At 69.2% G+C, this 26,792-nt stretch carries 25 protein-coding genes; 15 read left to right on the top strand and 10 right to left on the bottom strand.

Features of this window, described 5'->3' with window-relative positions; genetic code table 11:
• Nucleotides 1-49: 49 nt before the first annotated feature.
• The 4 genes from A5758_RS22175 to A5758_RS22160 all read right to left on the bottom strand — a co-directional run bounded on the left by A5758_RS22175 (nt 50) and on the right by A5758_RS22160 (nt 3,678).
• A complete protein-coding gene (locus A5758_RS22175) occupies nt 50-1,105 on the bottom strand; it encodes a hydrogenase expression protein HypE (RefSeq protein WP_067199623.1) in 1,056 nt (351 codons plus the stop codon).
• 229 nt (nt 1,106-1,334) lie between these two features.
• Complete coding sequence (hypB, locus tag A5758_RS22170; RefSeq protein WP_067744474.1) at nt 1,335-2,105, bottom strand: hydrogenase nickel incorporation protein HypB; 771 nt, start codon at nt 2,103-2,105, stop codon at nt 1,335-1,337.
• Between the two features lie 28 nt (nt 2,106-2,133).
• A complete protein-coding gene (locus A5758_RS22165) occupies nt 2,134-2,469 on the bottom strand; it encodes a hydrogenase maturation nickel metallochaperone HypA (protein WP_067199614.1) in 336 nt (111 codons plus the stop codon).
• Nucleotides 2,470-2,562: 93 nt separating this feature from the next.
• Nucleotides 2,563-3,678 (bottom strand): HoxN/HupN/NixA family nickel/cobalt transporter, encoded by a 1,116-nt coding sequence (locus tag A5758_RS22160; RefSeq protein WP_067744471.1) that lies wholly within the window; start codon nt 3,676-3,678, stop codon nt 2,563-2,565.
• A 170-nt stretch (nt 3,679-3,848) separates the two neighbouring features.
• On the opposite strand from A5758_RS22160, the gene A5758_RS22155 reads away from it, so the two are divergent.
• Nucleotides 3,849-4,313, top strand: a complete 465-nt coding sequence (locus A5758_RS22155; RefSeq protein ID WP_067199683.1) for a Fur family transcriptional regulator — start codon at nt 3,849-3,851, stop codon at nt 4,311-4,313.
• Between the two features lie 80 nt (nt 4,314-4,393).
• Here the strand turns inward: A5758_RS22155 and mtr are convergent, their stop codons facing one another.
• Both mtr and A5758_RS22145 read right to left on the bottom strand, forming a co-directional pair.
• A complete protein-coding gene (gene mtr / locus A5758_RS22150) occupies nt 4,394-5,773 on the bottom strand; it encodes a mycothione reductase (RefSeq protein ID WP_067744469.1) in 1,380 nt (459 codons plus the stop codon).
• A gap of 4 nt (nt 5,774-5,777) precedes the next feature.
• Nucleotides 5,778-6,794 (bottom strand): alpha/beta hydrolase, encoded by a 1,017-nt coding sequence (locus A5758_RS22145; RefSeq protein ID WP_067744466.1) that lies wholly within the window; start codon nt 6,792-6,794, stop codon nt 5,778-5,780.
• 110 nt (nt 6,795-6,904) lie between these two features.
• Here A5758_RS22145 and mqo point away from each other — a divergent pair, with 110 nt between their 5' ends.
• The 8 genes from mqo (at nt 6,905) to A5758_RS22105 (ending at nt 17,536) form a co-directional block, all read left to right on the top strand.
• The gene (gene mqo, locus A5758_RS22140) at nt 6,905-8,407 is read left to right on the top strand and encodes a malate dehydrogenase (quinone) (RefSeq protein ID WP_082939801.1); all 1,503 of its coding nucleotides are present in this window, start codon (nt 6,905-6,907) and stop codon (nt 8,405-8,407) included.
• Nucleotides 8,404-8,928 carry a GNAT family N-acetyltransferase gene (locus tag A5758_RS22135; protein WP_067744463.1) on the top strand — a complete coding sequence of 175 codons (525 nt, stop codon included), beginning with the start codon at nt 8,404-8,406 and terminating at the stop codon, nt 8,926-8,928. The genes mqo and A5758_RS22135 overlap by 4 nt, the downstream gene beginning before the upstream one ends.
• Nucleotides 8,925-10,787, top strand: coding sequence for a magnesium chelatase subunit D family protein (locus A5758_RS22130; protein ID WP_067744460.1), 1,863 nt, complete (start codon nt 8,925-8,927; stop codon nt 10,785-10,787). The genes A5758_RS22135 and A5758_RS22130 overlap by 4 nt, the downstream gene beginning before the upstream one ends.
• Before the next feature lie 15 nt (nt 10,788-10,802).
• Nucleotides 10,803-11,417, top strand: a complete 615-nt coding sequence (gene cobO, locus A5758_RS22125) for a cob(I)yrinic acid a,c-diamide adenosyltransferase (RefSeq protein ID WP_067744457.1) — start codon at nt 10,803-10,805, stop codon at nt 11,415-11,417.
• Complete coding sequence (locus A5758_RS22120) at nt 11,414-12,808, top strand: cobyrinate a,c-diamide synthase (RefSeq protein ID WP_067744454.1); 1,395 nt, start codon at nt 11,414-11,416, stop codon at nt 12,806-12,808. Before cobO ends, A5758_RS22120 begins: the two co-directional genes overlap by 4 nt.
• A 9-nt stretch (nt 12,809-12,817) precedes the next feature.
• Nucleotides 12,818-14,023 (top strand): uroporphyrinogen-III C-methyltransferase, encoded by a 1,206-nt coding sequence (gene cobA / locus A5758_RS22115; RefSeq protein WP_067744452.1) that lies wholly within the window; start codon nt 12,818-12,820, stop codon nt 14,021-14,023.
• A gap of 33 nt (nt 14,024-14,056) precedes the next feature.
• The gene (locus tag A5758_RS22110) at nt 14,057-15,649 is read left to right on the top strand and encodes an MFS transporter (RefSeq protein WP_067744449.1); all 1,593 of its coding nucleotides are present in this window, start codon (nt 14,057-14,059) and stop codon (nt 15,647-15,649) included.
• A 138-nt stretch (nt 15,650-15,787) separates the two neighbouring features.
• Nucleotides 15,788-17,536: a proline--tRNA ligase gene (locus A5758_RS22105; protein WP_067744447.1), complete on the top strand. Its 1,749-nt coding sequence runs from the start codon at nt 15,788-15,790 to the stop codon at nt 17,534-17,536.
• 20 nt (nt 17,537-17,556) lie between these two features.
• On the opposite strand, the gene A5758_RS22100 is transcribed toward A5758_RS22105, so the two are convergent.
• Both A5758_RS22100 and A5758_RS22095 read right to left on the bottom strand, forming a co-directional pair.
• Nucleotides 17,557-18,003, bottom strand: coding sequence for a ferritin-like domain-containing protein (locus A5758_RS22100; protein ID WP_066946437.1), 447 nt, complete (start codon nt 18,001-18,003; stop codon nt 17,557-17,559).
• Nucleotides 18,000-18,536, bottom strand: a complete 537-nt coding sequence (locus A5758_RS22095; protein ID WP_067744732.1) for a hypothetical protein — start codon at nt 18,534-18,536, stop codon at nt 18,000-18,002. Before A5758_RS22095 ends, A5758_RS22100 begins: the two co-directional genes overlap by 4 nt.
• 203 nt (nt 18,537-18,739) lie before the next feature.
• Between A5758_RS22095 and rimP the strand changes: the two genes are divergently transcribed.
• The 6 genes from rimP (at nt 18,740) to A5758_RS22065 (ending at nt 25,076) form a co-directional block, all read left to right on the top strand.
• Nucleotides 18,740-19,267 carry a ribosome maturation factor RimP gene (rimP, locus tag A5758_RS22090; protein ID WP_067744444.1) on the top strand — a complete coding sequence of 176 codons (528 nt, stop codon included), beginning with the start codon at nt 18,740-18,742 and terminating at the stop codon, nt 19,265-19,267.
• Between the two features lie 49 nt (nt 19,268-19,316).
• Nucleotides 19,317-20,372, top strand: coding sequence for a transcription termination factor NusA (nusA, locus tag A5758_RS22085; protein ID WP_067199578.1), 1,056 nt, complete (start codon nt 19,317-19,319; stop codon nt 20,370-20,372).
• Nucleotides 20,373-20,434: 62 nt separating this feature from the next.
• Nucleotides 20,435-20,797 carry a YlxR family protein gene (locus tag A5758_RS22080; protein WP_197504015.1) on the top strand — a complete coding sequence of 121 codons (363 nt, stop codon included), beginning with the start codon at nt 20,435-20,437 and terminating at the stop codon, nt 20,795-20,797.
• Nucleotides 20,798-20,861: 64 nt separating this feature from the next.
• Nucleotides 20,862-23,624: a translation initiation factor IF-2 gene (gene infB, locus A5758_RS22075; RefSeq protein WP_067744441.1), complete on the top strand. Its 2,763-nt coding sequence runs from the start codon at nt 20,862-20,864 to the stop codon at nt 23,622-23,624.
• A complete protein-coding gene (rbfA, locus tag A5758_RS22070) occupies nt 23,624-24,091 on the top strand; it encodes a 30S ribosome-binding factor RbfA (protein WP_067199571.1) in 468 nt (155 codons plus the stop codon). Before infB ends, rbfA begins: the two co-directional genes overlap by 1 nt.
• Nucleotides 24,066-25,076: a bifunctional oligoribonuclease/PAP phosphatase NrnA gene (locus tag A5758_RS22065; RefSeq protein WP_156622743.1), complete on the top strand. Its 1,011-nt coding sequence runs from the start codon at nt 24,066-24,068 to the stop codon at nt 25,074-25,076. The genes rbfA and A5758_RS22065 overlap by 26 nt, the downstream gene beginning before the upstream one ends.
• Before the next feature lie 52 nt (nt 25,077-25,128).
• Here the strand turns inward: A5758_RS22065 and A5758_RS22060 are convergent, their stop codons facing one another.
• Together A5758_RS22060 and A5758_RS22050 are read right to left on the bottom strand one after the other, a co-directional pair.
• Nucleotides 25,129-25,713 (bottom strand): hypothetical protein, encoded by a 585-nt coding sequence (locus A5758_RS22060; protein ID WP_067744435.1) that lies wholly within the window; start codon nt 25,711-25,713, stop codon nt 25,129-25,131.
• Nucleotides 25,714-26,036: 323 nt separating this feature from the next.
• Nucleotides 26,037-26,786, bottom strand: coding sequence for an enoyl-CoA hydratase (locus A5758_RS22050; RefSeq protein ID WP_067744430.1), 750 nt, complete (start codon nt 26,784-26,786; stop codon nt 26,037-26,039).
• Nucleotides 26,787-26,792 lie beyond the last annotated feature (6 nt).

Raw genomic sequence — 26,792 nt, 5'->3', positions numbered from 1 at the left:
GCTCGAGAGCTCAGATTTGAGAACGAAGCGCGCCCACCCAGTAGGTGACCTACCAGGTGCGGCGCGCTCCGGTGGTGAGTTGGTTACCGTTGTGGCGCCACCGCGGTTCCTTGTCGACGGTGCGCGACGTGATGCCCCGCAGATTGCGAATCACGGTTCCGTACAGGCCCACGGCGGTCGTCGAAACCTTGCCGCCCGGCGGTTCGTCCATGAACGGCATGAACTTGTCGGGGAATCCCGGCATCGTGCAGCCGATGCAGATCCCACCGACGTTGGGGCAACCGCCGACACCGTTGATCCATCCCCGTTTGGGCACGTTGCATTTGACCACCGGACCCCAACAGCCAAGCTTGACAATGCATTTCGGCGATCCGTATTCGGTGGCGAAGTCGCCCTGCTCGTAGTATCCGGCCCGGTCGCAACCCTCGTGCACGGTGGCGCCGAACAACCACGCGGGGCGCAGCGCGTCGTCGAGCGGGATCATCGGCGCCTGACCGGTCGCCATGTAGAGCAGGTAGGTCAGCGTCTCCGACAGGTTGTCGGGATGGATCGGGCAACCGGGCACGCACACGATGGGAATGCCGGCCTTGCTCTTCCAGTCCCACCCCAGGTAGTCGGGCACCCCCATCGCCCCGGTCGGGTTACCGGCCATGGCGTGGATGCCGCCGTAGGTGGCGCAGGTCCCGACCGCGACGACCGCGGTGGCCTTGGGCGTCAGCCGGTCGAGCCACTCGCTGGTGGTCATCGGCTGGTTGGTGGCCGGGTCGTTGCCGAACCCGCACCAGTAGCCCTCCTCCTTGATCTTCTCGTTGGGGATCGATCCCTCGACGACGAGCACGAACGGTTCGAGCTCGCCGCGATCGGCTTTGAAGAACCACGACAGGAAATCGTCCGCCCCTCCGCTGGGTCCGCACTCGAAATCGATGAGCGGCCAGTGCACGGCGACCTTCGGAAGCCCCGGTAGAGCCCCCAGGGCGATCTCCTCGATCGTGGGTTGGGTGGCGGCAGTCAACGCCACCGAATCGCCATCACAACTGAGCCCCGCATTAATCCATAGGACATGAATCAATGTTTCTTCCGCTTTGACTGCTGCTTCTGTTGGCATGCTGCAGCTTTCCGGGGCCGGGCTGAGGCCCCTGCGCCACCGGAGTCGACCGTCGGCCCACTTGCGCAGCGCTAATTTCTGGGTCTACTCTTCACCGCCCAGCGTGTCAACGTCTCTGCGGTACCAAGTAGTTAGACAACCGTTGCATACACTTTCGCGCCGCTCGGGGAGCAATCGTCGGCCGCGCCGATGCCCCGAGATCATGCGAAAGCCTTGCAAGAGCGGACCGTCAGGCCGGCGCGTCCGCGGCGAATCGTCGCAGCCAGCCGAACCAAGCGCCCATCCCCGCCCCGGTCCGCGCACTGAGCGGCAGGATCGTCGCCGTCGCATTGACCTTGCGCACGTGGGCGATGTACTCGTCGACATCGACGTCGAGGTACGGAACCAAGTCAATCTTGTTGAGTAACACCACATCCACCGAGCGGAACATCACCGGGTACTTCAGCGGCTTGTCCTCGCCCTCGGTCACGGAGTAGACCATGGCCTTGGCGTGCTCGCCCACGTCGAACTCGGCCGGGCAGACCAGATTACCGACGTTCTCGATGATCACCAGGTCCAGCGCGGGCAGGTCGAGACCCGGCAGTGCGCGGTTCACCATCGGCGCGTCGAGGTGGCACTCGCCGCCAAAACCGTTGCTGGTGTTGAGCAGTGACACCTGGGCGCCTCGACCGCTGAGCTTCGCCGCGTCCAGGTCGGTGGCGATGTCGCCCTCGATCACCCCGATGGCAAGCTCGCCGGCGAGCTCGTCAAGCGTGGCCTGCAGGACGGTCGTCTTGCCCGATCCCGGCGAGCTCATCAGGTTGAGGGTGCGCACCCCACTGCTCTCGAACGCCGCGCGGTTGGCGTCGGCGAGCAGGTCGTTCTCCGCGAAGATCGCCTCCAGCACGTCGACCCGCTGCTTGCCGGTCTGGTATTGGCCGTGATCGCCGTGCCGGTGATCCGGGTCGCCGTGCTCGTGGGTGTGCACGGTCCCGTCGTCATGCCGATGAAATCTACCCATAGTCAAATCCGTTCGGAGCGGGCCAGTTTCACGAGACGTCCAACGACGTCACCAAGAATTCGTTGCCGCGCAACACCTCGACGTCGGAGCTGTCACACTCGGGACACCAGATCGACCAGGCCGACGTGATCTCCGAGTGCCGGCCGCACGCGCGGCAGCGCACCTCGGCGCCGACGCACTCGAGTTCCAGCTCGGCGCCGGGCATGTCCTCGGCGTCCCGCACGAGCGTCCAGCAGAACGACAGCGACTCGGGCACCACCTGGCGCAGCGCCCCGATCCGCACGCGCACGACGTCGACGTGCCGACCGTCGGCATGCGTCTTGACCACACCGGCGATCGCTTCGCACAGCGACAGCTCATGCACAGCCGATCACCGGCGTCCGGCCGCAGCGAGGCTCATGAGCACTGTTCTACACCGACGGCCCGGGATGCGCAGCCGCTCTCCGGGTTCGCGGTTCTAAGACGACGTCCACTTCTGTTCGAGGCGCCCGTAGCGCCAGACGAGCAACGCCACCGCCCAGGTGACGACGAACGCGCCGACGATGAAATAGCCGACGGCGCCCAGGTCCAGCCCGCCGATCCAGCTCCAGAACGCGCCCCGCCAGCCGAACTGCTCGGCGAACAGGGTGAGTAGTTCGACGCTGCCGATCAGCAGCGCGACGACCACCGACAGCGCAGTGATGGTGATGTTGTAGTAGATCTTGCGGACCGGATTCGAAAAGGCCCAGCCATAGGCGAAGTTCATGAACGAGCCGTCGATGGTGTCCAGGAGGCACATGCCGGCGGTGAACAGCACGGGCAGACACAGGATGGCGTACCACGGCAACCCGGCGGCCGCGCTGGTGCCCGCCAGGACCAGCAGCGCGATCTCGGTGGCAGTGTCGAACCCGAGCCCGAACAGCAGCCCGACGGGGTAGGAGTGCCATGACTTGGTGATCGATTTGGTGAAGCGGCCGAGTAATCGGTTCATCAGGCCCCGGTTGTCCAAGTGCCGTTCCAGTTCTGCCCCGTCGGTGTCGGGGTCGTAGCCGCCGCGGCGGACCCGCGTGAACACCCGCAGGATGCCCACCAGCACGACGACGTTGAGGAGGGCGATCGCATAGAGGAACACACCGGAGACGCCCGTGCCGATCAGTCCCGTGTAGTGATGCAGCTTCGAGGAGTCGTCGCGGACCGGTCCCACGAACGTCTTGACCCCGGACGCCAGCAGGACCGCCAGCGCGAAGACCACCGTGGAATGGCCCAGCGAGAAGAAGAATCCGACCGCGAGCGGCCGCTGCCCGTCGTTCATCAGCTTGCGGGTGGTGTTGTCGATGGCGGCGATGTGGTCGGCGTCGAACGCGTGCCGCATTCCCAGGGTGTAGGCCGTCAACCCGACGCCGACCCCGAATGCCTTGCCGCCCAAGCTGAATTGCGCCGGGGCCACGAAGGCCACCAGGGCGAACCAACCGACCACGTGGAGCGCGACGATGATCGCCGACATCGATGCGAGCCGCCCCCACTCCGCCGGTGTCAGGGCGCTGCGCAGCCTGGTCGTCCATGACGGGCGCCGACCGAACTCAGTACTGACCACTGGGTTCCTCCAGGGTCCTTCCAGCATCGGGCATGGAACGGAGCAACCCGCACGACTGTATGTGCCGTCGTCAGCCAGATGCAAGTAGGTTGCAGGAATCCCGGGGGCCGGTGCAGGGCGAATTCGGCCGAAAGCTGGCGCGCCCACCGCGGCGGCGCGACACTGAACTGGTGACGCCCAAGCCGCCGGCACTGGACCCGTCCGCCACCGCCCGGATCGGCGATCTCCTGCGCGCCCGGGGGCTGCGGCGCATGTCGTCGCGGATCCAGGTGCTGGCGGTGCTCGAGCCGGTCGACGGCCATCTGCCGGTGGCGGAGATCCACAAGCGGGTGCGGGCGTGCCTGCCGCACGGGGCCCAGGCTCCCGACGTGGCGACCATCTATCGCACGGTGACCACCCTGGTCGGCCAGGGAGTGCTGCACCCGTTGACCCTCGACGGCGGTGTCACCACCTACGGGATGGCCACCGCGCCGCACCACCACGCCGTATGTACCGAGTGCGGCTCGATCATCGAGGTGCCCGCCCGGCAGCTCAGTTCGGCGCTCGAACACGCAATGGCGGGCAGTTCCTTCGCGCTGTCCGAGGCCGCGGGCCTGACCCTGCACGGCCTGTGCCCGCAGTGCCAAAAGCGCTGAGCTGCACCAACAGTGGCGACCCGTCCCCCGCAAGCGGGAGGTGCCCCCAGCGCCCGGCTACGCCGCGCTTGCGATCGCCACTAGGACAGATCGAGTAGCGCGTTCTCGACCACCTCGGGGAGCGCCGGATGAATCCAGTACTGGCCGCGGGCCATCTCGTGGGCGGTGAGCCCGAAGCTCATCGCCTGGATCAGGGGTTGGATGATCGACGACGCCTGGTGGCCCATGATGTGCGCGCCCAGCAGACGGCCGGTGCTGCGCTCGGCGATCAGCTTGACTATCCCGGTGGTGTCCTCCATGGCCCAGCCGTAGGCGACGTCGCCGTAGTCGTGTATCGCGACCGAGACATCGAATCCCTGTGCGATGGCCTGGTTTTCGGTCAGTCCGGCGGATGCCAGCTGAGGGTCGGTGAACACCGCCGACGGTACGTGGCGGTGGTTGGTCATCACCATCGACTCGGTGTCGTCCCAGTCGCAGTGCAGGTTGTGCTGTACGACGCGGGCCTCGTGGTTGGCGACGTGCTTGAGCTGGTATGGCGACGAAACGTCGCCGAGGGCGAAAACACCACGCGCCGAAGTCCGTTGGTATTCGTCGACCACCACCCGGCCGCTCTCAACCTCGACACCGGCCTGTTCGGCGTCCAGCAGGTCGGCGTTGGACACCCGCCCGGTCGCGACCAGCAGCAGGTCGGCGTCCAGCGTCGACCCGTCGTCGAGGCGCAGCGCGACGCCGGAGCCGTTGTTGGTGCCGCCCACGATGTTTCGGTGTGTGCGCAGTTCCCATTTAGCTGCGGCGATGCGGGTGAAGCGTTTACAGATGGTGTCGTCACAGTGCCGCAGCATCGAGCTGCCGCGGATGACCAATGTCACCCGGACGCCGAGGGCGGAAAAGACATGGGCGAATTCAGCTGCCACGAAGCCACTCCCGACGATCACCAGGTGCTCGGGCAACTCCGGGATCCGCATGATCGTGTCGCTGGTGTGATAGGCGACACCGCAGTCGAGGATCGCGGGAGGGATGACCGGGCGGGACCCCGCCGCGATCACCACCTGATCGGCGGTGAATTCGTCGCCCCCGTCCGTGCGCAACAAGTAGCGCCCGTCGGGTTGAACCGGTCCGAACCGGGTGTGCTGGTCGTACAAGTCGATGCTGGGTGACGCGCGGCGGTAATCTTCGCCGCTCATCGAGATCGGATCGATACGTCCGAAGATCCGCGAGACGATGTCGTCCCAGCGGATCCGGTCGACGTGCGCGTCGACACCGAAGCGCGCCGCGTCCCGGATCGTCGTGGCGACTTCGGCGGCGTAGACGAACATCTTGGTCGGGATGCACCCGACGTTCAGGCAGGTGCCGCCGAACGTGCCGTGCTCGCACAGCGCCGCACGCTTGCCGGCGAACCGATTGTCGAGAAGGGTGTTGCCCGAACCGGTTCCGATAATGGCGATGTCATAGGTCTCCAACCCGTCACCCCATCCTCGAAGAGGGCTCGATGCGGTCGATGTGGAGGTAGCGGTCCAGCCAGAGATCGAGCTGGCGGTAGGCCGCCCGCCGAGGCTGCGGCAGCGAGAGGAAGACGTCGTGTTTGGCGTCGCCGATCGGCACGATGGTGCTGTGATTCCCGATGCATCCGGCCCGCCTGGCAATCTGGGTGACGTCGAGAACCGCGTCGCCGCACTGCATGGACGCCGCGTCGCTGGTTTCCCGCACGGTGTGGTCCGAGCGCAGGATGAGGTTCGGCACCCCGACGTCGAGCCCGCGGTGCAGCCGGGCGTGGCCGCGGCGGATGGCGTGCAGCCAGCCGAGCGTGATCGGGAAGCCGCCCACCGGTTTCCACTGCAGGTCGTAGTCGAACTCGCCGTGGTAGTCGCGGTGCAGGGTGGTGCCGTAGCCGCCCTCGGTGGGCGCCCGGACCACCACCCTGGACCGCACGCGGGACAGGCCGGCGATCAGCGCCGAGGTCACCGAATGGCGCAGCACCGCCGGGCCGTGGAGGTCCAAAAACGGGCTGTTGAGCACGAGACCGCCGATGCCGGCGTGGGCTGCGGCGTCGCGCCGGCGGAGCCGGTCCAGCCATAACGACACGATGAGCCCACCGGAGGAATGGCCATACACCAAAACCTTGGCGGGTCGGTGGTGCTCGCGGATCGCCGCCAGAGCGTGGTCGAGTTCGGCGTCGTAGTCGTCGAGGTTGGTGATGAAGTGCGGTGTCTGGCCGTCGCGGCGCGACCGGCCGCATTTCTGTAGGTCCAGCGCGTAGAAGGCAAAGCCGCGGTCGGCGAAGTGGTCGGCCAGCGCCGTGTTGAAGAAGTAGTCCGTGTAGCCATGCACGGCCAGCACCGCGTGACCCGCGCCGGAGGGTCCGGCGGGCTCACCGCGTCGGATCAGCGTCGCGACGATCTCGCCCTCGCCGACCGGGTCGGGCCCGAGGGGGATGGTGCGCTGCCAATAACCGGGCAGGACATCGGGCACCCAGCCAGTCACGAGGCCAGCTTAGAGGTTTTGCTGGCGATGGGGAGGCGCACGCCGTCCGTGCCGCGTTTGCCTCGGGATAGCCTGGGAACCGGCACAGTCGACGGAAGGACCAGGAGCAGGTGTCATCGCTAGCCCGAACCGCGCGGACGGACGTCGTGCTGGTGGGCGCGGGCATCATGAGCGCAACCCTGGGTGCGTTGCTGCGGCGGCTGCAGCCCGACTGGTCCATGACCATCGTCGAACGCATGGACGCCGTCGCGGCCGAAAGCAGCAGTCCGTGGAACAACGCCGGCACCGGGCACTCCGCGCTGTGCGAGCTCAACTACACCCCGCAGAACCCGGACGGCTCGATCGATATCACCAAAGCGGTGCGCATCAACGAGCAGTTCCAGGTGACCCGCCAATTCTGGGCCTACGCCGCCGAGAACGGGATCCTGACCGACACCGGCTTCCTCAACCCGCTCCCGCACGTGAGCTTTGTGCGCGGGGTGCAACTCGTCGAGTTCTTGCGCCGACGGCAGCAGGCCCTGGCTCCCAACCCACTGTTCGCCGGCACCGAATTCATCGACGATCCGCAAGAGTTCGCCCGCCGGCTACCGTTCATGGCCGCCAGGCGCGACTTCTCCGAACCGACCGCGCTCAACTGGGCCCCCCACGGCACCGACGTCGACTTCGGTGCACTGGCCCGACAGCTCATCGGCTACTGCGTGCAGGGCGGCGCCACCGCGTTGTTCGGCCACGAGGTCCGCGACCTGACCCGGCAATCGGACGGCAGCTGGACGCTGCTGATCCGCAATCGCCGCACCGGCGAAAAGCGCCGGCTGAACGCCAAATTCGTCTTCATCGGGGCCGGCGGCGACGCGCTGCCGCTGCTGCAGAAGGCCGGCATTCACGAGGTCAGGGGCTTCGCCGGGTTCCCCATCGGCGGCCGGTTTCTGCGCACCGACAACCCCGCGCTCACCGCCGCGCACCGGGCCAAGGTGTACGGGGTCCCGGCGCCGGGGGCCCCGCCGCTCGGCGCGCTGCACCTGGACCTCCGGTTCGTCAACGGCAAATCCTGGCTGGTGTTCGGGCCGTACGCCGGCTGGTCACCCAAGTTCTTGAAACACGGCCGCCTCAGCGACCTGCCCCGCTCGGTGAAGCCGGACAACGCAATGGCCATGCTCGGGGTCGGCCTCACCCAGCTGACACTGATCAACTACCTGATTCACCAGCTGCGGCTGTCCGAACCGGACCGCATCCACGCGCTGCGCGAATTCGCCCCCAGCGCAGCGGGTTCCGACTGGGAGCTGACCGTGGCCGGTCAGCGCGTGCAGGTGATCAGGCGGGACCGGCGCAAGGGAGGCGTGCTGCACTTCAGCACCACCGTGCTGGCCGCCGCCGACGGCAGCATCGCCGGGCTGCTGGGAGCCTCGCCGGGAGCATCGACGGCCGTGTCGGCCATGCTCGAGGTGTTGGAGCGGTGCTTCGCCGGCCGCTATCAATCCTGGCTGCCCACGCTCAAAGAGATGGTGCCGTCGCTAGGGGTGGAGCTGTCCCGCGAGCCGGCGTTGTACGCCGAGGTGTGGTCCTGGGGAACCGAGGTGTTGGGGTTGCAGTCCGATTCGGGGGTTCGGTCATGAGTGAAGCGTTGCGTCGGTCCTGGGCCAAAGACCTTGACGCCCGGACCCTTTACGAGCTGCTCAAGTTGCGGGTGGAGGTGTTCGTGGTGGAGCAGGCCTGCCCGTACCCGGAGCTGGACGGGCGCGACCTGCTCGCCGAAACGCGGCACTTCTGGCTGGAGACGCCCGACGGCGAGGTGATCTGCACGCTGCGGTTGATGGAGGAGCACGCCGGCGGCCGAAAGACGTTCCGGATCGGCCGGTTGTGCACCAAACGCAGCGCGCGCGGGCAGGGCCACACCACCCGATTGCTGCGCGCCGCCTTGGCCGAGGTCGGCGACTACCCGTGCCGGATCGATGCGCAGACCTACCTGTCGGACATGTACGCCCAGCATGGGTTCGTCCGCGCCGGTGACGATTTCGTCGACGACGGCGTTCCGCACGTGCCGATGCTGAAGCCCCCACGCCCGCCTCCTCAGGGGGATACCCCGCCGGCATCGTCGACCGGCTGGCCGGGCGCCGGCCTGACGGAGCTCCCGTGAAGCCGTATCCGTTCAGCGCGATCGTCGGGCACGACCAGCTGCGCCTCGCGCTGCTGCTGTGCGCGGTGCGCCCGGAGATCGGCGGTGCGCTCATCCGGGGCGAGAAGGGCACGGCCAAGTCGACGGCCGTGCGCGGCCTGGCGGCGTTGCTGTCCGAGGCGACCGGTGACCCGGGCGCCGGCCTTGTCGAAATGCCGCTCGGCGCAACCGAAGACCGGGTGATCGGCTCGTTGGACCTGCAGCGGGTGCTGCGCGACGGCGAGCACGCGTTCTCGCCGGGACTGTTGGCGCGCGCGCACGGCGGCGTGCTGTACGTCGACGAGGTCAATCTGCTGCACGACCATCTGGTGGACGTGCTGCTCGACGCCGCGGCGATGGGCCGGGTGCACATCGAACGCGACGGGATCTCGCATTCGCACGAGGCCCGGTTCGTGCTGATCGGCACCATGAATCCCGAGGAGGGCGAGCTGCGTCCGCAGCTGCTGGACCGGTTCGGCCTCACCGTTGACGTGCACGCGTCCCGTGACGTCGACGTGCGGGTGGAGGTCGTCCGGCAGCGCATGGCCTACGAGGCCGACCCGGACGCGTTCGCCGAGCGTTACGTCGACGCCGAGGCCGAACTGGCCCGGCGCATCGCCGCCGCGCGGGCGCTCGTCGGCGAGGTGGTATTGCCGGACAACGAGTTACGGCGCATCGCGGCGGTATGCGCGGCGTTCGACGTCGACGGGATGCGGGCCGATCTGGTGGTGGCCCGCACCGCCGCCGCGCACGCCGCCTGGCGTGGGGCCAAGTCCGTCGAAGAGCAAGACGTCCGGGTGGCCGCCGAGCTGGCGTTGCCGCATCGGCGCCGCCGCGACCCGTTCGACGACCCCGGCATCGACCGCGACCAGCTCGACGAGGCGCTGGCGCAAGCCGGCGACGACGACCACGAGCCGGAACCCGACCCGCCGGGCGGCGGTCAGTCCTTGGAAGGCACTGGGGAGCAATCGAATTCATCGTCGGCGTCGAAGCTGCCGCAATCACCGAACTCGATGGGCAACGACCAGCCGCGCTCCAGCGCGCCGCCGTCAAAGACCTTCCGCGCCCGCGCGCTGACGGTGCCCGGGGTCGGCACGGGCGCGCCGGGGCGGCGATCACGGGCCCGCAACGCCAGCGGCAGCGTGATCGCGGCCACCGACGGAAACGACACGACTTCCGGCGCGCATGGGCTCCACCTGTTCGCCACCCTGCTGTCGGCCGCCGAGCGTGCCGGGTCCGGCCCCCTGCGCCCGGGGCCGGATGACGTGCGGCGGCCGATCCGGGAGGGGCGCGAAGGCAACCTGGTCATCTTCGTCGTGGACGCCTCGGGCTCGATGGCGGCGCGCGACCGGATGGCCGCGGTGAGCGGGGCGACGTTGTCGCTGCTGCGCGACGCCTACCAACGCCGCGACAAGGTCGCCGTGATCACGTTCCGCCAGCAGGAGGCGCGGCTGCTGCTGCCGCCGACATCGTCGGCGCACATCGCCGGCCGGCGGCTGGCCCGGTTCGACACCGGCGGCAAGACTCCGCTCGCCGAAGGCCTGCTCGCCGCGCGTGAACTGATCGTCCGGGAGAAGGCGCGCGACCGGGCCCGGCGTTCCCTGGTGGTGGTGCTGACCGACGGCCGGGCCACCGCCGGAACGGACCCGTTGGGCCGCAGCCGGGCCGCGGCCGCCCGGTTGGTGGCCGAGGGCGCGGCCGCCGTGGTCGTGGACTGCGAAACCTCCTATGTGCGGCTGGGTTTGGCCGAGCAACTGGCCCGCCACCTCGGGGCGCCGGCCGTGCGCCTGGAGCAGCTACACGCGGACTCTCTGACGCGCGCCGTGCGCAACGCGGCCTGAGAAAGGTAACCGCCGATGCCACAAGGCCGCCCACTGCAGGTCCCCGAGGACGGACTGAGCACCAAGGCCCGGCGCAACACCCCGGTGCTGGCGGTGCACACCGGCCCCGGCAAGGGGAAGTCGACTGCCGCGTTCGGAATGGCGTTGCGGGCCTGGAATGTCGGGCTCTCCGTCGCGGTCTTCCAGTTCGTCAAGAGCGCCAAATGGAGGGTGGGCGAGGAGACCGCCTTCGCTCAACTTGGCCAGGTGCACCAACAGCACAACATCGGTGGGCCCGTGGAATGGCACAAGATGGGCGCGGGCTGGTCGTGGTCGCGCAAGGCGGGCAGCGAACTCGATCACGCCGCGGCCGCGGCCGACGGGTGGGCGGAGGTCTCGCGCCGGCTGGCCGAGCAGCGCCACGACTTCTATGTGCTCGACGAGTTCACCTACCCGCTCAAATGGGGGTGGGTGGACGTCGACGAGGTGGTGGACGTGCTGCTGGCACGGCCGGGCCACCAGCACGTGGTCATCACCGGGCGCGATGCCCCGCAGCGGTTGATCGAGGCCGCCGATCTGGTCACCGAGATGACCAAGGTCAAGCACCCGATGGACACGGGCCGCAAGGGGCAGAAGGGCATCGAGTGGTGAGTGTCCCCGCGGTCGTCGTCGCCGCGCCGGCGTCGGGCAGCGGAAAGACCACCGTGGCAACGGGTTTGATCGGCGCGCTGCGGCGGGCGGGTCATGTCGTGGCACCGTTCAAGGTGGGCCCGGACTTCATCGACCCCGGTTATCACGGCCTGGCCGCCGGGCGTCCCGGCCGCAACCTGGACTCGGTGCTGGTCGGCGAGAACCTCGTCGGCTCGCTGTACGCGCACGGCTCGGGCGGTGCGGACATCGCGGTGATCGAGGGGGTGATGGGGCTCTTCGACGGGCGGATCGGGCCCGCCGCGGCCGGTCCCGCGGAAGGCTCCACCGCCCACGTGGCCGGCCTACTGGGTGCACCCGTGATTCTGGTGGTCGACGCGCGTGGCCAGAGCCACAGCATCGCCGCACTGCTGCATGGCTTTTCGACGTTCGATGCCGCGACCCGGGTCAGCGGCGTGATCCTCAACCGGGTCGGTTCGGCCCGGCACGAAGACGTGCTGCGGCAGGCCTGCGAGCAGGCCGGTGTCGCGGTGCTGGGGGCCATTCCGCGCACCACCGAATTAGAGCTCCCGACAAGGTATTTGGGTCTGGTCACCGCGGTGGAGTACGGGCGGCGGGCGCGGCTCGCGGTCGAGGCGATGACCGACCTGGTCGCCCGTCACGTCGACGTGGCGGCCGTGGCGGCCGTGGCGGATGTCGCCGCGAGCCGGACCTGCACGGCGTGGGACCCGGCGACCGCGGTGGGGGAGACGCTCGGCGGGCGCGCCACCGTGGCGATGGCGGCGGGTAAGGCGTTCACCTTCGGCTACGCCGAGCACGCCGAGCTGCTGCGGGCCGCCGGCGCCGACGTGGTCGAATTCGACCCGCTGGCTGAGGAGTTGCCGGACGGCACGGACGCGGTGCTGCTGCCCGGCGGCTTCCCGGAACAGTTCACCGCGGAGCTCTCGGCCAACGACGCCGTGCGCCGGCAGATCAACGAGCTGGCCGCCGCCGGTGCGCCGATCCACGCCGAATGCGCGGGCCTCATCTATCTGGCCACCGAACTCGACGGCTACCCGATGTGCGGAGTGCTGGCCGGGTCCGCGCGGTTCACGCCGAATCTGACGTTGGCCTATCGCGACGCCGTCGCCGTGGCCGATTCGCCGCTCTATTCCGCCGGGCAGCGGGCGGTGGGGCATGAATTCCACCGGACCGCAATCACATTCAGCGGCGGCTACCAGCCCGCCTGGGCCTATCGGGGCAACGACGCGGATACCGTGCGCGAAGGCGTCGTGCACGCCGGAGTGCACGCCTCGTATCTGCACACCCATCCGGCTGCCGCACCACAAGCCGTCGCGCGGTTCGTCGCGCACGCCGCCGCCCGCCGTTACCGCCGCCCTCGCGGTCGCCACTAGGCTTGCCCGGTGACCGAGAACGCCTACCTCGCCGGGCTGCGGCTGGCCGGCAAGAAGGTCGTCGTGGTCGGCGGCGGCTCGGTTGCCCAGCGCCGGCTGCCCTTGCTCATCGCCAGCGGCGCGGACGTTCACGTCATCTCTCGCAGCGCCACCAGGTCGGTCGAGGCGATGACCGGAATCACGTTGTCGCTGCGCGAATACCGCGACGGCGACCTCGACGGGGCCTGGTACGCGATCGCCGCCACCAACGACGCGCAGGTGAACGCGGCCGTCGTCGCGGAGGCCGAGCGCCGTCACCTCTTCTGCGTCCGCGCCGACGTCGCCGTGGAAGGGACCGCGGTGACCCCGGCGTCCTTCAGCTACGAAGGGTTATCGGTCGGGGTGCTCGCCGGCGGCGCGCACCGCCGGTCCGCGGCCATCCGCTCGGCCATCCGGGAGGCGCTGCAGACCGGGGTCATCGCGCCGGACAGCGCGGTGAGCCCCGACGTCGTGCGCGGTGGGGTGGCGCTCGTCGGCGGCGGCCCCGGCGACCCCGAACTGATCACCGTGCGCGGGCGCCGGCTGCTGGCCCACGCGGACGTGGTGGTCGCCGACCGGCTGGCGCCGCCGGAACTCTTGGCCGAGCTGCCGCCGCACGTGGAGGTCATCGACGCCGCCAAGATTCCCTACGGGCGGGCGATGGCGCAGGACGCGATCAACGACGTCATGATCGAACGCGCCCGGTCCGGGAAGTTCGTCGTCCGGCTCAAGGGCGGGGACCCGTTCGTCTTCGCCCGCGGCTACGAGGAAGTGCAGGCGTGCGTCGACGCCGGGATCCCGGTCACCGTCGTGCCGGGTGTGACGAGCGCCATAGGAGTGCCCGCCCTGGCCGGCGTTCCGGTCACGCATCGGGCCATAAATCACGAATTCGTCGTGGTCAGCGGACATCTGGCGCCCGGTCACCCCGAATCGTTAGTGAATTGGAATGCGCTGGCCGCGCTCTCCGGCACCATCGTTTTGCTGATGGCCGTCGAACGCATCGAGCTTTTCGCCGACGCACTCATAGCGGGCGGCCGACCTGCGGAAACGCCGGTCCTGGTGGTTCAACATGGAACGACGGCGGCTCAGCACACTTTGCGGGCCACTCTCGCCGACACGCCGGAAAAGATCCGAGCCGAGGGCATCCGACCTCCCGCGATCATCGTGATCGGGCCGGTGGCGGCTTTCGGGCTTTAAACGGATCTTAAGATTACTGTAAGGTAACCCTTTATGACGGCCCTCAACGACAGTGAGCGCGCGGTGCGGAACTTTACGTCCGCGCGCCCCGATCGTCCGGCCCCGGCGCGCTCCACGCGCCCGGCGGAGACCGCCACCACCCGCATCAGCAAGTACTACCCGGCCTGGCTGCCTTCCCGTCGCTTCATCGCGGCCGTGATCGCCATCGGCGGGATGCAGTTGCTGGCGACCATGGACAGCACCGTCGCCATCGTCGCGCTTCCCAAGATTCAGAACGAGCTCAGCCTGTCCGACGCCGGCCGTAGCTGGGTGATCACCGCATACGTGCTCACCTTCGGCGGGCTGATGCTGCTGGGCGGCCGGCTCGGCGACACCATCGGGCGCAAGCGCACCTTCATCGTCGGCGTCGCGCTGTTCACCATTTCCTCGGTGCTGTGCGCGGTCGCGTGGGACGAGGTGACCTTAGTCATCGCGCGGCTGTCGCAGGGGGTCGGTTCCGCCATCGCCTCGCCGACTGGGCTGGCGCTGGTCGCGACCACCTTCCCCAAGGGGCCCGCGCGTAACTTCGCGACGGCGGTGTTCGCCGCGATGACGGCCATCGGCTCGGTGATGGGCCTGGTCGTCGGCGGCGCGCTGACCGAGGTGTCGTGGCGGCTGGCCTTCCTGGTGAACGTGCCGATCGGGCTGGTGATGATCTACCTCGCCCGCACCGCGCTGCGCGAGACCAACCGGGAGCGGATGAAGCTCGACGCCACCGGCGCCATGCTGGCCACGCTGGCGTGTACCGCCGCCGTTTTCGCCTTCTCGATGGGACCGGAAAAGGGCTGGGTCTCGCTCACCACCGTCGGCTCGGGCGTGGTCGCGATGGCCGCCGCGCTCGCCTTCATCATCGTGGAGCGCACCGCCGAAAACCCCGTCGTCCCCTTCGACCTGTTCCGGGACCGCAATCGGCTGTTCACCTTCGCCGCGATCTTCCTGGCCGGCGGACTCATGTTCAGCCTGACCGTATGCATCGGCCTATACGTGCAGGACATCCTGGGCTACAGCGCGCTGCGCGCCGGCGTCGGCTTCATCCCGTTCGTCATCGCGATGGGGATCGGCCTGGGCGTCTCCTCTCAATTGGTGTCACGGTTCTCGCCCCGGGTGTTGACCATCGGCGGCGGAATTCTGCTGTTCTGGGCGATGCTCTACGGCTGGGCGTTCATGCACCGCGGCGTGTCCTATGCCCCCAACCTGGTGCTGCCCATCATCGTGGGCGGAATCGGCATCGGCATCTGCGTCGTTCCGCTGACGCTGGCGGCCATCGCCGGTGTCGGCTTCGATCAGATCGGCCCGGTGTCGGCGATCGCGTTGATGCTGCAGAGCCTCGGCGGGCCGCTGGTGCTGGCCGTCATCCAGGCCGTGATCACCTCCCGCACGCTGTACATGGGCGGCACCACCGGCCCGGTGAAGATCATGAACGACCTCCAGTTGCACGCGCTCGACCAGGGCTATACCTACGGCCTGCTGTGGGTGGCCGGGGTGGCCGTCGTCGTCGGCGCGGCGGCGCTGTTGATCGGCTACACGCCGGCGCAGGTGGCCCACGCGCAAGAGGTCAAGGAAGCGATCGACGCCGGCGAGTTGTAACGCCGCGGGCCGCCGATGGCGGCCGGCTCCAAGATCGTTGCGCCGCATTCGATAGCGCCGGTGGTATCAGATTCGCGGAGCCTTGCGTGGGTCCTCGGCTGCCAGGCGCCTATCCCTGACAAGTTAGGCTGGCCCGCTGTGATCACCCGGATGTCCGAACTGTTCTTGCGCACGTTGCGTGACGATCCCGCTGACGCCGAAGTGCCCAGCCACAAACTTCTGATCCGGGCCGGCTACATCCGGCCGATCGCGCCCGGGCTGTACAGCTGGCTGCCGCTGGGGCTGCGGGTGCTGCGCAAGATCGAACGCATCGTCCGCGAGGAGATGAACGCGATCGGCGGGCAGGAGATCCTGTTTCCCGCCCTGCTGCCGCGCGCGCCGTACGAGACCTCGAACCGGTGGACCGAATACGGCGACGGCGTGTTCCGGCTCAAGGACCGCCGCGGCAACGACTACCTGCTGGGGCCGACGCACGAAGAGGTGTTCACGCTGACCGTCAAGGGTGAATACAGCTCCTACAAAGACTTTCCGGTGTTGCTCTACCAGATCCAGAACAAATACCGCGACGAGGCGCGGCCGCGCGCGGGGATCCTGCGGGTGCGCGAGTTCCTGATGAAGGACTCCTATTCCTTCGACGTCGACGACGCCGGACTCAAGGCCGCCTATCACGCGCATCGGGAGGCCTACCAACGCATCTTCAACCGGCTAAAGGTGCGCTACGTGATCGTGTCCGCGGTATCGGGGGCGATGGGCGGCAGCGCGTCCGAGGAATTCCTGGCCGAAAGTCCGGTCGGTGAAGACACCTTCGTGCGCTGCCTGGAATCCGGGTATGCGGCCAACGTCGAGGCGGTCGTCACCGCCCGCCCGGAGGCCAAGCCCGTGGATGGACTGCCCCAGGCGGTGGTCCACGACACCGGTGACACCCCGACCATCGCCACCCTGGTGGACTGGGCCAACACGGCCGACCTGGGCCGCACGGTCACCGCCGCGGACACGCTGAAGAACGTGTTGCTCAAGGTGCGCCAGCCCGGCGGGGAGTGGGAGCTGCTGGCCATCGGCCTGCCGGGCGACCGCGAGGTCGACGACAAGAGGCTGGGCGCCGCGCTGGAACCGGCCGACTACGCATTGCTCGACGACTCCGACTTCACCAAATACCCATTCCTGGTGAAGGGCTATATCGGCCCGAAGGCGCTGCGGGACAACGGCGTTCGCTACCTCGTCGACCCACGGGTGGTGGATGGCACCAGTTGGATCACCGGGGCGGACGAGCCCGGCCGGCACGTCGTCGGCTTGGTGGCCGGCCGGGATTTCACCGCCGACGGCACCATCGAGGCCGCCGAGGTGCGCGACGGCGATCCGTCTCCCGACGGCGCCGGCCCGCTGGTGTCGGCCCGGGGCATCGAGGTCGCGCACATCTTCCAGCTCGGCCGCAAATACACCGACGCCTTCGCCGCCGACGTGCTCGGTGAGGACGGCAAGCCGGTGCGGCTGACCATGGGGTCCTACGGCCTCGGCGTGTCGCGGATGGTGGCGGTGATCGCCGAGCAGCACCACGACGAGCTGGGCCTGCGCTGGCCGTCTTCGGTCGCGCCGTTCGACGTCCACCTGGTGATCGCCAACAAAGACGCGGATGCCCGCGCCGGGGCCACCGCGCTGGCCGCCGACCTGGACCGGTTGGGCGTCGAGGTGCTGCTCGACGACCGTCAAGCATCACCGGGGGTCAAGTTCAAGGACGCCGAGTTGCTGGGCGTGCCATGGATCCTGGTGGTGGGGCGCGGCTGGGGCAACGGCGTGGTGGAACTGCGCGACCGCTTCAGCGGACAGACGCGCGAGCTGGCCACCGGTCCGTCGCTGGCCACCGACGTCGCGGCCGCCCTGACCGGGTAGTTCTGAAAACCCTTGCGCCGCTAGTCGTTTCCGCCGGGAAAGCTCGTCGTGATGGGCCAGGCGCCCAGCACCCGGTTCCACCGAGCGGCCATCACCGCGCTTTGCGTCAGTGCCGTGGCGGCGAACGCGCGGTCGTCGGCCGTCTCGGCGTGCTCGATCACCACGCGCCAGGCCGACGCGCCATCGTTTTCCATCCGCGCCGCCAGCCGCGCCGCATCCGCCGCGCTGCCCACCAGGATCGGCAACTGGTAGCCGGGGGCGGCGACCGGCGCGTTGACCTTGCGGGCGGTCAGCATCGCGATCACGTCGTCGCGGCGCTGGCGGTGCTGGGACAGGGCTTCCACCACCAGGCCGTTGACGCTGGGCGGCGACAACGCCGAGACCATGCCATAGCCGTAGATCGTCGAGTGTTCGATGGCCAGCGCGTCGCACAGCGCCGCGTTGTCCGCGTCCTTGCCGGAGCTCATATCGACGGGCCCCCGGGCACCAGGGCGACCGTGTACGACGCGGTGCAGGACGCGATGATCGAGGCGAGCAACCCCGCGCGGTAGCCGGATTCGCCCGCCACCAATCGGCTGGCGCTGTCCGCCGAGGCACGCAAGGCGTTGATCACGTCGGACACCGGCGGCGGAGGCGGCGGCGGCCCCGCCGGTTCGGCGGGGCTCGGGCTGGGGCCCGTCGTCTCGCTGGTCGAGGAGGCGGTGATCTTGCCGGCGGCCCGCGAGATCTCCGTGGACAGGGCGCGGGCGTGCGCGGCACGCTGACTCGCGACCACCGCCAGCGCGGCGGCGATCTGCGGTGGATTGCCGACGGCCGCCGCGGCGGCACCGGCCAGCGCGCTGTCCTTGCGAGCCTGGTCCAGCGGCCCCAGCAGCTCTTCGACGGACGGGGGCTTGGGCGGGGACTCGCCGCAGGCGGAGGTCACCACCCCGAGCGCAGCTAGAGCCGCGCCGCCGGCGAGCACGCCCCGCCGGTTGACGACCGGAAATGCGCTAGACACAAACACATCCTGCCATCGGTGCGGGGGCGGGTACGAGGCCAGGACGCGATCCGGCCGTCAGACGCGATTCCTGGCGTATCGTTGATAGCTGCTCTCGCGGAACGGCAGCCTTCGCGTTCCGCCAGGACACTGGAGCCGCCCGCAGTGCAACGGGGCGGCGACGCCCTCCAGCTGACCGAACAACTCAAGATGAGGAGCTCGCCGTGACCACCGGGCTACCATCGCAGACGCAGGTGATCGAGCTACTCGGTGACGAGTTCGCGCGCGCTGGATACGAGATCGAAGACGTGGTCATCGACGCCCGGACGCGTCCGCCGCGGATCATGGTCGTCGCCGACGGTGACAAAGCCCTCGACCTGGACACCATCGCGACGCTGTCGCGCTCGGCGTCGGCTTTGCTGGACGGCCTCGACGACGTCGCGGACCGCTATGTGCTCGAGGTGAGTTCGCCGGGCGTGGACCGCCCGCTGACCAGTGCGAAGCATTTCCGTCGCGCCCGCGGCCGCAAGGTCGACGTCATTCTCGCTGACGGTGCGCGACTGACCGGTCGCGTCGGCGAGACGCGCGGCGAGACCGTCGCGCTGGTGGTCCGCGCAGGACGGGACTACCGGGTGCGCGAATTGCCGCTCGCTGATATCGCCAAAGCCGTTGTCCAGGTGGAGTTTTCGCCCCCAGCCCAAGCGGAGTTGGACCTGGCGGGCCAGGCCGACAGGACGGAGGCCGGAGCATGAACCGCGCCGGCGACGATGCAGAGCGTAGCGATGAAGAGGAGCGGCGCTGATGAACATCGACATGGGCGCGCTGCACGCCATCGAGGTGGATCGCGGCATCTCGGTCAACGAGCTGCTCGAGACGATCAAGTCGGCGCTGCTCACCGCCTACCGGCACACCGAGGGCCACCAGAACGACGCGCGCATCGAGATCGACCGCAAGACCGGCGCCGTCAAGGTCGTCGCCCGCGAGACCGACGAGGACGGCAACGTCATCAGCGAATGGGACGACACCCCCGAGGGTTTCGGCCGCATCGCCGCCACCACCGCCCGTCAGGTAATGCTGCAGCGGTTTCGGGACGCGGAGAACGAGCGCACCTACGGTGAGTTCTCCACCCGCGAGGGCGAGATCGTCGCGGGCGTCATTCAGCGGGACAACCGCGCCAACGCCCGCGGCCTGGTCGTCGTCCGGATGGGCAGCGAGACCAAGGCCTCCGAAGGCGTGATCCCGGCGGCCGAACAGGTGCCCGGCGAAAGCTACGAACACGGCAACCGGGTGCGCTGCTACGTCATCGGCGTGACCCGCGGGTCCCGGGAGCCGCTGATCACGCTGTCCCGAACGCATCCCAACCTGGTCCGCAAGCTGTTCTCCCTGGAAGTCCCCGAGATCGCCGACGGGTCGGTGGAAATCGTGGCGGTGGCCCGGGAGGCCGGCCACCGCTCCAAGATCGCGGTGAAGTCCAACGTTCCCGGGCTGAACGCGAAAGGGGCCTGCATCGGCCCGATGGGCCAGCGGGTCCGCAACGTGATGAGCGAGCTTTCCGGGGAGAAGATCGACATCATCGACTACGACGAGGACCCGTCTCGTTTTGTGGCGAACGCGCTGTCGCCGGCCAAGGTGGTCTCCGTGTCGATCATCGACCCGAACGCCCGCGCCGCGCGCGTGGTGGTGCCCGACTTCCAGCTGTCCCTGGCCATCGGCAAGGAGGGCCAGAACGCGCGGTTGGCCGCACGCCTCACCGGGTGGCGCATCGACATCCGCGGCGATACGCCGGGGGGATCGGAGTCGCATTCGGAGAGCCATCCCGAACACGGGGCCACCCACGGGATGGCGCACGACCGCTAGCGGATCCCCGCGCGCACCCTTGGGCGGTTCTGACCATCGGATAAGTGACGCTAGACTGAGCCGTGATCCAGCGTGAGCCTTCGGTCCGGGCGCACAGGCGTGTGGACGGACCTGTCCGGACGTGTGTCGGGTGCCGAAAGCGAGAGCTGGCCGTCGAACTGCTTCGCGTGGTGGCTGTGTCGGACGGGAACGGCGAATATGCCGTGATCGTTGACACGAGGGCCAACCGGCCGGGGCGGGGTGCATGGCTGCATCCCGTACCGCAGTGCGTGCAACAGGCGATTCGGCGGCGGGCTCTCACCAGGGCGCTGCGCATCGACCGTCCACCGGACACATCCGCGCTGGTCGAGCACGTGGAATCGCTCGACCAGCACGGCAACAGAACAGGTAGCAAAGAACATGAGCACACCGTGAAGTCCCGATGACCATGCGTCATAGCTAAACCCGAGGCGCGGCCCCACGACTGTCGCCTCTTAGACAGGAGATGTAGTGGCAGGTAAGGCCCGCGTACACGAGTTGGCCAAGGAACTCGGTGTTACCAGCAAGGAAGTTCTCGCCCGGCTGAATGAACAGGGCGAATTCGTAAAATCCGCATCGTCAACCGTGGAAGCGCCGGTCGCTCGTCGACTGCGTGAATCCTTCGGGGGCGGCAAGCCGGCTGCCCAGAAGACGGCGGCCAAGGCGGCCGCCAAGGCTCCGGCCAAGGGTCCGGACAAATCGCTTGACCAGGCACTCGATAAGGCCATCGGCAATGGCGAGGCCAACGGCGAAGCCGCAGGCGGGACGACGACCGCCGCCGCCCAAGCGGCCCCGGCCGCGCCCGCGGAAGCGCCGGCGCAACCCGGTCCGGTGCCCGGCCGCCCCTCACCCGGACAGCCGACGCCGCCCGCCCCCGGGCAGCCGGCCGGCCAGCCCGGCCCCCACCCCGGCATGACGCCGGGTCCGCGCCCGGGTCCGGCGCCGAAGCCCGGCGTCCGCACCCCGCGCGTCGGCAACAACCCGTTCTCTTCCGCGCAACCCGTCGACCGGCCGATCCCGCGCCCGGTGCCCCGCCCCGGGGCGCCCCGGCCCGGGGGCGCGCGCCCCGGCGCCTCGCCCGGCAACATGCCGCCCCGTCCCGGCGGTGCCGCAGGTCAAGGCCGCCCGGCCCGGCCCGGCGCCCCGCGACCCGGCGGTGGCCGTCCCGGCGGTCCCGGCGGCCGTGACGGCGGCGGCGGCAACTACCGCGGCGGCGGCGGCGGAGTCGGCGCCCCACCCGGGGGTGGCGGTGCGGGAGGTTTCCGCGGCCGTCCCGGTGGCGGTGGCGGCGGCGGCCGTCCCGGTCAGCGCGGCGGCGCCGCCGGTGCGTTCGGCCGTCCCGGCGGTGCGCCCCGGCGTGGTCGCAAGTCCAAGCGGGCGAAACGCGCCGAGTACGAGAACATGCAGGCGCCGGTCGTCGGCGGCGTGCGGTTGCCGCACGGCAACGGCGAGACCATCCGGCTGGCCCGCGGCGCGTCGCTGAGCGACTTCGCCGACAAGATCAACGCCAACCCGGCCTCGCTGGTGCAGGCGCTGTTCAACCTCGGCGAGATGGTGACCGCCACCCAGTCCGTCGGTGACGAGACGCTCGAGCTGCTGGGCAGCGAGATGAACTACGTCGTCCAGGTGGTCAGTCCGGAGGACGAGGACCGCGAGCTGCTGGAATCCTTCGACCTGACCTATGGCGAGGACGAGGGCACCGAGGAAGACCTGCAGACCCGGCCGCCGGTGGTGACCGTGATGGGTCACGTCGACCACGGTAAAACCCGGCTGCTGGACACCATCCGGAACGCCAGCGTGCGCGAGGCCGAGGCCGGGGGCATCACCCAGCACATCGGTGCGTACCAGGTGTCCGTCGACTTCGACGGCACCGAGCGGCCGATCACCTTCATCGACACCCCGGGTCACGAGGCGTTCACCGCCATGCGTGCCCGCGGCGCGAAGGCCACCGACATCGCGATCCTGGTGGTCGCCGCCGACGACGGCGTGATGCCGCAGACGGTGGAGGCCATCAACCACGCGCAGGCGGCCGACGTGCCGATCGTGGTGGCGGTCAACAAGATCGACAAGGAGGGCGCCGACCCGGCGAAGATCCGCGGCCAGCTCACCGAATACGGCTTGGTTGCAGAGGATTTCGGCGGCGACACGATGTTCGTCGACATCTCCGCCAAGGAAGGCACCAATATCAAGGCGCTCGAAGAGGCGGTGCTGTTGACCGCCGACGCCGCCCTGGACCTGCGGGCCAACCCCGACATGGAGGCCCAGGGTGTGGCGATCGAGGCGCACCTGGACCGCGGCCGCGGCCCGGTCGCCACGGTGCTGGTGCAGCGCGGGACGCTGCGCGTCGGCGACTCTGTGGTGGCCGGCGACGCCTACGGTCGCGTCCGCCGCATGGTCGACGAGCACGGTGACGACGTCGAGGAGGCGCTGCCGTCGCGTCCGGTGCAGGTCATCGGCTTCACGTCGGTGCCCGGCGCCGGTGACAACTTCCTCGTCGTCGACGAGGACCGCATCGCCCGCCAGATCGCCGACCGGCGCAGCGCCCGCAAGCGCAACGCGCTGGCGGCGCGGTCGCGCAAGCGGATCAGCCTGGAGGACCTGGACTCGGCGCTGAAGGAAACCAGCCAGCTGAACCTGATCCTCAAGGGCGACAACGCCGGTACGGTCGAGGCGCTCGAGGAGGCCCTGATGGGCATCCAGGTCGACGACGAGGTGGAACTGCGCGTCATCGACCGCGGCGTCGGCGGCATCACCGAAACCAACGTCAACCTGGCGTCGGCGTCGGACGCGGTGATCATCGGCTTCAACGTGCGCGCCGAAGGGAAGGCGACGGAGCTGGCCAACCGCGAGGGCGTCGAGATCCGGTACTACTCGGTCATCTACCAGGCGATCGACGACATCGAGAAGGCCCTGCGCGGCATGCTCAAGCCGATCTACGAGGAGAAGGAGCTGGGTCGCGCCGAGATCCGCGCGATCTTCCGGTCCTCGAAGGTGGGCATCATCGCCGGCTGCATGATCAGCTCCGGGGTGGTGCGGCGCAACGCGAAGGCCCGCCTGTTGCGGGACAACGTCGTGGTCACCGAGAACCTCACGATCAACTCGCTGCGACGGGAGAAGGACGACGTGACCGAGGTCCGCGAGGGCTTCGAGTGCGGTATGACGCTGGGCTACTCCGACATCAAGGAAGGCGACATCATCGAGTCCTACGAGCTCGTCGAGAAGGAGCGCGCCTGATGGCCGACCCGGCCCGGGCGCGCCGATTGGCCAAACGCATCAACACGATCGTCGCCTCGGCGATCGAGTTCGAGATCAAGGATCCCGGCCTGGACGGGGTGACCATCGTCGACACGAAGGTCACCGCCGACCTGCACGATGCGACGGTGTTCTACACCGTGATGGGCCGCACCCTGGACGACGAGCCGGACTACGCCGCCGCGGCGGCCGCACTGGAACGGGCCAAAGGCGCGCTGCGCACTCTGGTGGGGGCGGGCACCGGCGTGCGATTCACGCCCACGCTGACCTTCACCCGCGACACCACGTTGGACACCGTGCAGCGGATGGACGAGTTGCTGGCGCGTGCCCGCGCCGCCGACGCCGATCTGGCGCGGGTTCGTTCCGGGGCCAAGCCGGCGGGGGAGGCCGATCCCTACCGGGGGTCTAGTGATGAGGACACCGGTGACGACGACCGACGCGAAGACTGAGCTGGCCCGCGCCGCGGGAGCCGGGGGACGCGTTGACGCCCGCGGCGCGGTCGAATTGCTTTCGGACGCCGCGACTATCGCGGTAGTCGCCCATGTCCATCCCGACGCCGACACGATCGGCGCGGGCCTGGCGCTGGCTTTGGTGCTGGACAAGTGCGGCAAAAGCGTCGAGGTCGGTTTCGCCGAGCCGGCGACGCTGCCGGAGTCGCTGTCGTCGCTGCCCGGTTGTCACCTGCTGGTCGGTGCGGACGAGATGCGGCGCGACGTGGATCTGGTTGTCACCGTGGATGTTCCGAGCGTGAAGCGGCTGGGCGCGTTGAGTGATCTAACCGGTCCCGGCCGCGAGTCGCTGGTGATCGACCACCACGCCTCCAACGAGCTGTTCGGGACCGCGAACTTCGTTGACGTGTCGGCGGATTCGACCACGATGATGATTGCCGACATCCTCGACGCGTGGGACAAGCCGATCGAACCGGACGTCGCGCACTGCATCTACGCCGGGCTGACGACCGACACCGGGTCGTTCCGCTGGGCCACCCCCCGTGCGCTTCGACTGGCGGCCCGGTTGGTGGAGACGGGCGTCGACAACGCCGCCGTCAGCCGAACGCTGATGGACAGCCATCCCTTCACCTGGCTGCCGCTGCTGTCACGCGTGCTGGGCTCGGCGCACCTGCTGCCCGAGGCGGCCGGTGGTCGTGGGCTGGTGTATGCCATTGTCGGACACCAGGATTGGGTCACTTCGCGCCCCGAGGAAGTCGAAAGCATCGTCGACATCGTGCGCACCACGCAGCAGGCCGAGGTGGCCGCGGTGTTCAAGGAGGTCGACCCGCAGCAGTGGTCGGTGTCGATGCGCGCCAAGGCCGACGTGGACCTGGCGGCGGTCGCGTCCGCGTTCGGCGGGGGCGGCCACAGGCTGGCCGCCGGCTATTCGACGAGCGGGCCGATCGACGACGCGGTCGCGTCGCTGCGTGCGGCCCTGGGCTGATTGCCCGACTTCTCCGCACCTCGCTGCGCGAGCTGCTGCGTCGCCGGGCGGGCTAGAACGCCCAGCTGCCCGCCCGCTGCAGCACGAACCCGTGGTCTCCGCTGGTGGTGTCCAGGCAGGCGACGAGGTTGTCGGCTCCGACGGCGCACGTGACGTTCAGGTAGGTCAGCTTCTGACCCGCGCCCAACAACTTGCCGCCCGGCGGCAGGGTGGCCGGGTTGCCGTCACATCCGCCGTAGGACATGCGGCTCAACTGGTAACCCGGTCCCTTGAACTCGGCGGAACCCACCAGGCAATCGCCCGGGTGCGGGCGCCCGCCGAGAACCGGAACGTCGTCGATGCCGGGCATGTCGCCCTTGCACTTGATGTCCTGTGACGGCTGCGGCGCGGGCGCCGGTCCGCCATAGAAGTCGCAGGCCAGGGTGTACGGGGTAGAAAAACTGATCCGCGGCGGAGTGCCCGGGCCGCTGCTGGTGACGTAGCCGTCCGCCGGGACGGGCGTGAAACCGTCCAGGTTGGGAAATCCCGCCGGCGGCTGCGCGGTAGCGCGCGGCGCGGGACCCGCGATCGTTACCGCCGCGGCGAGCGCAACGGCGCACGCGAGCAGCCTCCCGATGACGTCGACGACCAAACGCATCAGCTGATCGTATTGGTTGCCCTCAGTTCACCCACAAGCCAGCGGCGATGAGAAGTGACACAACGCCGATGACCAGGCGCAACGCCGGCCATTTCCACATTCCGGCTCGACGGCGCGGGCCTGCGACCAGCGCCCCGATGCATGACACCAGCAGCGCCAGCGCAATCCCGCCCCCGATGACGACGGTCCCGGCGAAGGTGCGATGAAAACGGCGCTGACCGCCGGCTCCGCGACGAAGAGCAGCACGGTCGCGACGATTTCCGCGGTCGGTCGTCGCCACGGCGCGGCCGGCGGAAATTGGATCATCGACAAGGCCGCCGCGGCTAGCGGACCTGCGCCCGTCCCCGCTGCAGCACCGCCTCGCGGTTCGCGGCGATGTCGTCGCCGCTGGTCCGGAACTGGCGGGCTGCCATCGCTTCCAGCCACAGCCCCGCGCTGGTCTGCGAGTCGTCGATCCGGTGATAGGACGCCAGCAGCGCGCGCACCGCGTCCTGGTTATTGCCGACGATCGACGCCGCCACTGCGCGGGCGGCGGGCAACAGCCGGTCGTGCGGCACCACCTCGGTCACCAGCCCGGCGCGCAGCGCGTCGGTGGCCGACAGGTAGTCCCCGGTCATACTCATCCGGCGGGCCAGGCCGACGCCGACCTTCTGCGGCAGCCGCACGCTCAGTCCCCAGGTGGGCAGCAGGCCGACGCGGGCGTGGGTGTCGGCGAAACGGGCGTTCTCCGAAGCGATCAGGATGTCGCAGTACAGGGCCAGCTCCAGCCCGCCGGTCACCGCGGCGCCGTTGATCGCACCGATGACCGGCTTGCTCAGCGGTGGCCACCGCGGGGAGATGTCCGGCAGCGCCGAGGAACCGCCCAACTCCTTGAGATCCAGGCCCGCGCAGAACACCGGGTCGGCGCCGGTGACGATGACGACGTCGACGGCGCCGTCGGTTTCCGCGTCGGCCAGCGCCCCGAAGAACCGATCCCGCAGCGCCGAAGACAGCGCGTTGCGGGACTGCGGCCGGTTGAGGGTCAGGGTGCGCACCCGCTCGTCGGTTTCGATCAGCAGGATGTCGTCGCTCATGCGATC

Source organism: Mycobacterium sp. 852014-50255_SCH5639931, from assembly GCF_001665605.1.
Classification (GTDB): Bacteria; Actinomycetota; Actinomycetes; order Mycobacteriales; family Mycobacteriaceae; genus Mycobacterium; species Mycobacterium paraffinicum.
This window is presented reverse-complemented; position numbering and strand designations above follow the sequence as displayed.